The sequence below is a fragment of the Ferrovibrio sp. genome (genome assembly GCF_025869515.1).
Classification (GTDB): Bacteria; Pseudomonadota; Alphaproteobacteria; order Ferrovibrionales; family Ferrovibrionaceae; genus Ferrovibrio.
In genome coordinates this window covers 1-7392 of record NZ_JAOZVR010000068.1, presented here as the reverse complement: position 1 = coordinate 7392, position 7392 = coordinate 1, and the positions used below count along the sequence as shown (strand labels likewise).

8 protein-coding genes and 1 pseudogene are annotated in these 7392 nt (G+C 63.3%); all 9 read right to left on the bottom strand.

Annotated features, from left to right (window positions below; genetic code table 11):
• Window positions 1-108: 108 nt before the first annotated feature.
• Entirely contained in the window at window positions 109-1386 is a 1278-nt protein-coding gene (locus tag OJJ21_RS10875; protein WP_297686073.1) for an L-fuconate dehydratase, read from the bottom strand.
• Between the two features lie 31 nt (window positions 1387-1417).
• Entirely contained in the window at window positions 1418-2260 is an 843-nt protein-coding gene (locus tag OJJ21_RS10870) for a fumarylacetoacetate hydrolase family protein (RefSeq protein WP_250915278.1), read from the bottom strand.
• A 23-nt stretch (window positions 2261-2283) separates the two neighbouring features.
• The gene (locus OJJ21_RS10865; protein ID WP_297686069.1) at window positions 2284-3018 is read right to left on the bottom strand and encodes an SDR family oxidoreductase; all 735 of its coding nucleotides are present in this window, start codon (window positions 3016-3018) and stop codon (window positions 2284-2286) included.
• A gap of 28 nt (window positions 3019-3046) precedes the next feature.
• Window positions 3047-3499: a MaoC/PaaZ C-terminal domain-containing protein gene (locus tag OJJ21_RS10860; RefSeq protein ID WP_297686067.1), complete on the bottom strand. Its 453-nt coding sequence runs from the start codon at window positions 3497-3499 to the stop codon at window positions 3047-3049.
• Between the two features lie 11 nt (window positions 3500-3510).
• On the bottom strand, window positions 3511-4581 hold the full coding sequence (locus OJJ21_RS10855) for a Gfo/Idh/MocA family oxidoreductase (protein ID WP_297686065.1): 1071 nt from the start codon (window positions 4579-4581) through the stop codon (window positions 3511-3513).
• A gap of 27 nt (window positions 4582-4608) precedes the next feature.
• Window positions 4609-4938 carry an L-rhamnose mutarotase gene (locus tag OJJ21_RS10850; RefSeq protein ID WP_297686063.1) on the bottom strand — a complete coding sequence of 110 codons (330 nt, stop codon included), beginning with the start codon at window positions 4936-4938 and terminating at the stop codon, window positions 4609-4611.
• A gap of 13 nt (window positions 4939-4951) precedes the next feature.
• Window positions 4952-6061, bottom strand: coding sequence for a mandelate racemase/muconate lactonizing enzyme family protein (locus OJJ21_RS10845; protein ID WP_297686061.1), 1110 nt, complete (start codon window positions 6059-6061; stop codon window positions 4952-4954).
• A 3-nt stretch (window positions 6062-6064) separates the two neighbouring features.
• Window positions 6065-7162: a sn-glycerol-3-phosphate ABC transporter ATP-binding protein UgpC gene (gene ugpC / locus OJJ21_RS10840; RefSeq protein WP_297686059.1), complete on the bottom strand. Its 1098-nt coding sequence runs from the start codon at window positions 7160-7162 to the stop codon at window positions 6065-6067.
• Between the two features lie 3 nt (window positions 7163-7165).
• A pseudogene (locus tag OJJ21_RS10835) lies at window positions 7166-7392 on the bottom strand (carbohydrate ABC transporter permease); the annotation flags it as partial.

The window sequence follows — 7392 nt, the reverse complement described above, 5'->3', positions numbered from 1 at the left end:
CAAAGGCGTGGGGCAGCCGGAACGCGGGACGACAACATCTACTGAGCCCACCCGAAACCAATTGGGGGGGGTCCGCCGGGTTGCGCACCCGCACCATTGCCGTCTTGCTTATCCGTTGAACGTATAGTCCGCGATCGACTGCTTTTTCATCTCGATGGAGAAGCCCGGCAGCGACGGCGGCATGTAGGCGGCGTTCTCGATCCGGCAGGGATCGATGAAGTGTTCGTGCAGATGATCGACGAACTCGATGACGCGACCTTCCCTGGTGCCGGAGATGGCGATGTAGTCGATCATCGAAAGGTGCTGGACGTATTCGCAAAGTCCAACGCCGCCGGCGTGAGGCCAGACGGGCAGATTGTACTTCGCGGCCATCAGCAGGACTGCCAGCACTTCGTTCAGGCCACCCATGCGGCACGAGTCGATCTGCACGATGTCGATCGCGCCGCCGGCGATCATCTGCTTGAAGATGATGCGGTTCTGGCACATCTCGCCGGTCGCGACCTTGACCGGGGTCACCGCTTCGCGGATCGCCTTGTGGCCGGCCACGTCGTCCGGGCTGGTCGGCTCTTCGATGAAGAACGGCTTGTAGACCGAGAGTTCCTTCACCCAGTCGATGGCCTCGCCGACTTCCCAGACCTGGTTGGCGTCGATCATCATGTAACGGTCGTCACCGATGACTTCGCGGACGATCCTGAGACGGCGCTTGTCGTCTTCCAGATTGCGGCCGACCTTCATCTTGATGTGGGTGAAGCCCTGATCGACGGCCTCCTGGCAGAGGCGGCGCAACTTCTCGTCGGAATAACCGAGCCAGCCGGCAGACGTGGTGTAGCAGGGATAGCCTTCCTTCTCGAGGAGGGCGATGCGCTCGGCCTTGCCTTCCTCGGCCTTCTTCAGGATCGCCAGCGCCTCGTCCGGCGTGATGGCGTCCGTCAGGTAGCGGAAGTCGACGATGGAGAGGATTTCCTCGGGCGTCATGTCCGCGACAAGACGCCAGACCGGCTTGCCGGCCTGTTTTGCGAGGATATCCCAGACGGCGTTGACCACGGCGCCGGTGGCCAGATGCATGGCGCCCTTGTCCGGGCCGATCCAGCGCAGCTGGCTGTCGCTCGTCACATGCCGCCAAAAGCGCCCGGGATTGGCCTTGACCCAATCAAGATCCAGTCCCACCACCAGATGCTTCATGGCGTCGATCGCGGCGCAGCAGATCTCGTTGCCGCGGCCGATCGTGAACGTCAGGCCGTGGCCTTCAAGGCCGGGCTGGTCGGTTTCGAGCACGACATAGGCCGCGGAATAATCCGGATCCGGATTCATCGCGTCCGAGCCGTCGAGGCTCTGGGAGGTGGGAAAGCGCAGGTCAATACTGCGCAGGCTGGTGATCTTGGTCATGGGTCAAGGCTCTGGGTCTTGAGGGAGGGGATCAGGCGTCGGCTTTGAAGGTCTGCTTCTGGGTGCCGAGGCCTTCGATGCCGAGTTCGACGACGTCGCCGGCCTTCAGGAAGCGCTGCGGCTTCATGCCGAGGCCGACGCCGGGCGGTGTGCCGGTGGAGATGACGTCACCGGGATGGAGCGACATGAACTGGCTGAGATAGGAAACGAGATAGGCGACGCCGTAGACCATGGTCTTCGAGGAGCCGTTCTGCATCTTCTCGCCGTTAACCGTCAGCCACATCGAGAGGTTCTGCGGATCGGCGATCTCGTCCTTCGTTACCAGCCAGGGGCCGATCGGGCCGAAGGTGTCGCAGGACTTGCCCTTGGTCCACTGTCCCGCGCGTTCCGTCTGGAAGGCGCGTTCGGAAACGTCGTGGGAGACGCAGTAGCCGGCGACGTAGTCCATGGCATCGGCTTCCGAGACATATTTCGCGGTCTTGCCGATGACGACGCCGAGTTCGACTTCCCAGTCGGTCTTTTCAGAACCGCGCGGGATCAGCACGTCGTCGTTCGGGCCGACGATGGCCGAGGTCGCCTTCATGAAGATGACGGGCTCCGGCGGAACCTCGGCGCCGGTTTCGGCGGCGTGGTCGGAATAGTTGAGGCCGATGCAGATGAACTTGCCGGTGCCGGCGACGCAGGCGCCGATGCGATCGGCCGTCAGCTCCGGCAGCGAGGCGGGGTTGATTGCCGCGATCTTTGCAAGGCCTTCCGGGCCGATTGCCGCGCCACCGATATCGGGGACATGGGCGGAGAGATCACGGGTCTTGCCGTCCTTGTCGAGAAGAGCGGGCTTTTCCTGGCCGAGGGGGCCAACGCGCATGAGTTTCATCGGGTATTTCCTTTCAGATGAGATTAGATCGTCCAGCCGCCGTCGATGGCGTAGGCCTGACCAGTGGTATAGGTCGCGGTTGCCAGATGCACCGCCAGATCGGCGATTTCCTCAGGCGTGCCGAGGCGGCCCATGGGTTGGCGGGCGATGAAGGCGGCGCGGGCGGTTTCATAGTCACCCTGGGCCTTCATGCGGTCCTGCAGCGAGGGGCTTTCCACCGTGCCGGGGCAGATGGCGTTGCAGCGGATACCCTGCGAGACATAATCGGCGGCAACCGACTTGGTGAGGCCGATGACGGCGGCCTTGGTGACGGAATAGGCGCAGCGGTTCGGCACGCCCTTGATGCTGGACGCGACCGAGGCCATGTTGATGATCGCGCCGCCGCCCCGCTCCAGCATTGAGGGGAGCACGGCGCGGATGGTGCGCACCATGGCGCGGACGTTGAGATCGAAGGCGAAGTCCAGATCCTTGTCGGCCATGTCGAGGACCGAGCCGGAATGCACGAAGCCGGCGCAGTTGAACAGCACGTCGAAGGGGCCGGCCTCGGCGATGACGGAAGCGACGGCCTCGTCCTTCAGCACGTCGAGCAGGCGGGTTTCAATGTTCGTCTCGCCTGAAAGGCTATTCAGCGCATCGGCATTGATGTCGGTGGCGACGACATCAGCACCTGCGCGGGCGAAGGCGAGCGCGCTCGCCCGGCCGATGCCCTGGCCGGCGGCGGTGACCAGCACGCGCTTGTTTTCGAGGGGGAGGGACATGGGTTCTTCCTTTCCTTAAGTCGGCGGATCAGGCGGCCTTGGGCCGGCGCTCGACGATGTGGATATGATCGGCGGCGAGCACGACCTCGCCCTTCTGGTTGATGACTTCGGTGCGCTCGACGACGCGACCGACTTCGGCGCGCTTCGGATCGTCTTCCTTCGAATGAATGGTGACACGGGTGTGGATGGTGTCGCCGATGAAGACAGGGCGAATGAACCGCAGGCGGTCATAGCCATAGGAGAAGGCGGCCGGATTGATGACGCTGGCGGTCAGGCCGACGCCGATGGAAAAGATCATCGTGCCGTGGGCGATGCGCTGGCCGAACGGGGTGGTTTTGGCGAATTCGGCATCCATGTGATGGGGGAAGAAATCGCCGGTATGGCCGGCATGGACGATGAAATCCGTCTCGGTGATGGTACGACCCGTCGTCAGGCGCTGTGCGCCGACTTCGTAGTCCTCGAAATATTTCAGCTGTTCCATCGTGATCGTCCTTACTGCGGTAGTGTCTCGAGCGCGGTCGCCGGGGTGGCGTTCGACTGGTAGAGCGCCTCGACGAGCGCCATGGTCTTCCAGGCGTCCTCGACCGAGGAAACGAGTTCGCTATCCTCGCCGGAGGCGTAGCGCTGCAGGTTGGCCATGCGACCGACGAATGCATCGGGGAACCATGTGCCTTCCAGCGGCACGGTCACCCAGTCGCTGCCGCCCTTCGGATAGATCTCCAGAATGTCCGGTTCGCCGCGCGGATAGTCGAGGTTGACGCCGAGCTGGACATAGGCCGCACCTTCGGTGCCCGAGACGCGGAACTCGCAGGCCTGATGCTTACGGCCGAACTTGTGGTCGTGGTTGATCGAGACGGCACAGCGCACCCGGTCGCCATAGTCGAGGATCGCGGTGGTGCGGGTCTGCGCCATCTTGTGATTGGGGTGGCCGATCGACTTCGCATGCACGCCCTTGGGATCGCCCAGAACCTGACGGATCACGTCGAGGTAATGGATCGAGTGCATGGCGATCTCGATGCGTGGCAGGCCTTCGAGGAAGGCCCAGAGCTGCCACGGGGTATCGAGCGCCAGATAGACATCGAAATCCACGACCTCGCCGAGCAGTCCCTTGGCGATGGCATCCTTCAGGCTCAGCATCATCGGTGCGAAGCGAAGCTGGAAGTTCACGGCCGCCTTGAGGTTTTTCGCCCGGCAGATCTTCAGGATTTCGGTCGCGGCCGCCAGATCCGAACCCATAGGCTTCTGGATCAGCACCGGCGCGCCATCCGGCAGGGCGGATAGCACTTTGGCATGGGCTGCCGGCGGCGTGGCGAGATCGAAGATCGCGTTCTCCACCGCTGCCGTTTCTTCGACGGAGGCATAGGCTGTCACGCCCCATTTATCGGCGAGCGCCTTGGCCTTTTCGTAATCGGGATCGTAGAGCCCGGCGATGGGGAACCCGCCCTTGCCATAGGCGGGAAAATGCGCGTCGCTGACGATGGAGCCGGCGCCGAAGGTGACGATCGGGCGCGGCTTTGCCGGCAGCGGCCAGGACTGGGAGAGGGATTTCGGGTCGAAGGTCATAAGCTTTTTCCCCAAGCCGGCACAGCGTTACGCATGAAAGAATACCTCCTCCATCGACGCCCACCACTCACCATCCTTGCGGCTATCAAGGGGCTGCTGGCAGGGCATGCAGACCGCCCACCATTCCTGGGTCTTCGGGTCGGCGGCCATCTTCGCCATGTCGGCTTGGTAGTCGGTGCCGTGATATTCGAAGAAGGAGAAGAGCAGGTTCTCCGGCTCTTTCAGAAAGATCGAATAGTTCTTGATGTTGCAGGCGGAAATCACCGCCAGCACTTCGGGCCAGACGGCCGCGTGCAGGCGCTTGTATTCCTCGAGCTTTTCCGGCCTCACGCCGATCACCATGCCGATGCGCTGCATAGTCGTTTCCTCCTTACCGGATCTCGCGGTCGAATTCCGTGATCCGGCGGCCGTCGATGGCGTCCCAGTCCCACGCGATGCCGATGCCGGGCGTCTCGGGCGCGAGCGCCATGCCGTCCTTAATCCTCAGGCGCGAGGTGGTGATGTCGTCGAGTTGCGGGATGTATTCGACATATTTGCCGTTCGGCACGGCGCAGGTCAGGCTGACATGCAATTCCATCAGGAAGTGCGGGCAGACGGGCATGTCGAAGGCTTCGGCCGCATGCGCCACCTTGAGCCAAGGGGTGATGCCGCCGATGCGGCCGGCATCCACCTGCACGATGGAGCAGGCTCCCTTCTGCATGTATTCCCGGAAGTGGCGGATCGAATAGAGCGACTCGCCGACCGCGACCGGTGTGGCGGTCGAACGATTAAGCCTGACGTGACCGTCGATATCGTCGGCCGGGAGTGGCTCCTCCAGCCATGCAAGGTCGAGTTCCCTCAGCCGCTCGGCGCGGCGGATCACCTCATCGACGGCGAAGCCCTGATTGGCATCGGTCATGATCTCGTAGGCATCGCCGACGGCCTTGCGAACGGCCGAGAGGCGGGCGAAATCCTCGGAGCCGCTCGGCTTGCCGATCTTCACCTTCGAGCCGCGAAAACCCTTGGACTTTGCCTCCAGCGCATCCTCGACGAGCGCCTCGGTCGGAATATGCAGCCAGCCGCCTTCGGTGGTGTAGAGCGGGCAGCGATCCTTGGCACCACCTGCGAGCTTCCATAGCGGCAGGCCCTGCTTGCGGGCACGAAGATCCCAGAGCGCGGTGTCGATGGCCGCAAGCGCAATCGAGGTGATCGCGCCGATGGTTGTCGCGTGGGTGGCGAATTCCAGTTCATGCCAGATCGCCTCGATCTGGTCTGCGTCGCGGCCGATCAGGCGTGGCGCCAGATGATCGGCAAGAAGCCGCATGACGGAGGAGCCGCCGGTGCCGATGGTGTAGCTGTAGCCGGTGCCGGTGGCGCCGTCGCTGTCGGTGATGATGACGAGCGGGGTTTCCTGGCTGACGAAACTCTGGATCGCGTCGGTGCGCTCGACCTTCGGGCGAAGGTCGACCATTTTCAGTTCTATACGTTCGATCTTCGCCATGGCTCAGCCCCTGAGCGTCCTGCCGGTTTCCCGGTTGAACATGTGAGCCTGCGAGAGGTCGAGCGAGAAGGAGAGGCCTTCGCCGCTCTTCAGCGCACGCGGGTTCAGCATGCGGCTCACCCATTCGCTGGCGCCGAGTTCGGCGAAAACCAGCGTCTCGTTGCCGAGCGGTTCGGTGATCGTCACCTTGAGGTCCGTCTTGTGGACGGCGGTTTCCTCGCCGGAGTGGATACCGTGGCCCGTCGGGTAGATGTCGTCGGGGCGAAGGCCAAAGGTGACCTTCTGGCCGGCGGTGACGCGCGAGGCGAACTGCTGCGGCAGGGGCAGGCTGTCGCCATTGGCGAAGACGACGCGGCCATCGGCGATCTCTGCATCCTTGAGGTTCATTGGCGGCGAACCGATGAAGCCGGCGACGAACCTGGAATTCGGACGGTGGAATACATCCTCCGGTGTGCCGACCTGTTCGATATAACCGTCACGCATGATGACGATGCGGTCGGCAAGTGTCATGGCCTCGACCTGGTCGTGGGTGACGTAGATCACCGTCGATTGTACCTTGGCGTGCAGCTTCTTGATCTCGGTGCGCATCTGGGTTCTGAGCTTGGCGTCGAGGTTCGACAGCGGTTCGTCGAACAGGAAGACGTCCGGATCGCGCACGATGGCGCGGCCCATGGCGACCCGCTGGCGCTGGCCACCGGACAGTTGCGATGGACGACGGTCGAGAAGGGCGGTCAGGTCCAGGGTGCGGGCCGCTTCCTCGACACGGGGGGCGATGTCCTCCGGCTTCATGCCGGCGATTTTTAGCGAGAAGCCCATGTTTTCGCGCACGGTCATGTGCGGGTAGAGCGCATAGGACTGGAACACCATGGCGAGATTGCGGGCGCGTGGCGGCAGGTCGTTGACGATCCGGCCGCCAATCTTGAGGTTACCGTCGGAGATCGGTTCGAGGCCGGCGATCATGCGGAGCGTGGTGGACTTGCCGCAGCCGGAGGGGCCGACGAGCGCGATGAATTCGCGGTCCGCCACTTCGAGGTCGATGCCGTGCACCACTTCGAGCGCGCCGTAGCGCTTGACCAGCTTTTCGAGGGAAACGGTTGCCATGGTCTATCCTTTGACTGCGCCGGAGGTGAGGCCGGATACGAGGTGTTTCTGCACGATGAAGGTCAGCACGAGGGCCGGGATGATCATCACGACGGCGAGCGCGCACATGCCGCGCCAGTCGATGGTGAATTCCGCGGTGTAGTCGAGCAGGCCGACGGGCAGGGTCTTGGAGGTGACGGAACGGGTGAGCTGCGAGGCGAGCGCGAACTCGTTCCACGAGGTGAGGAAGG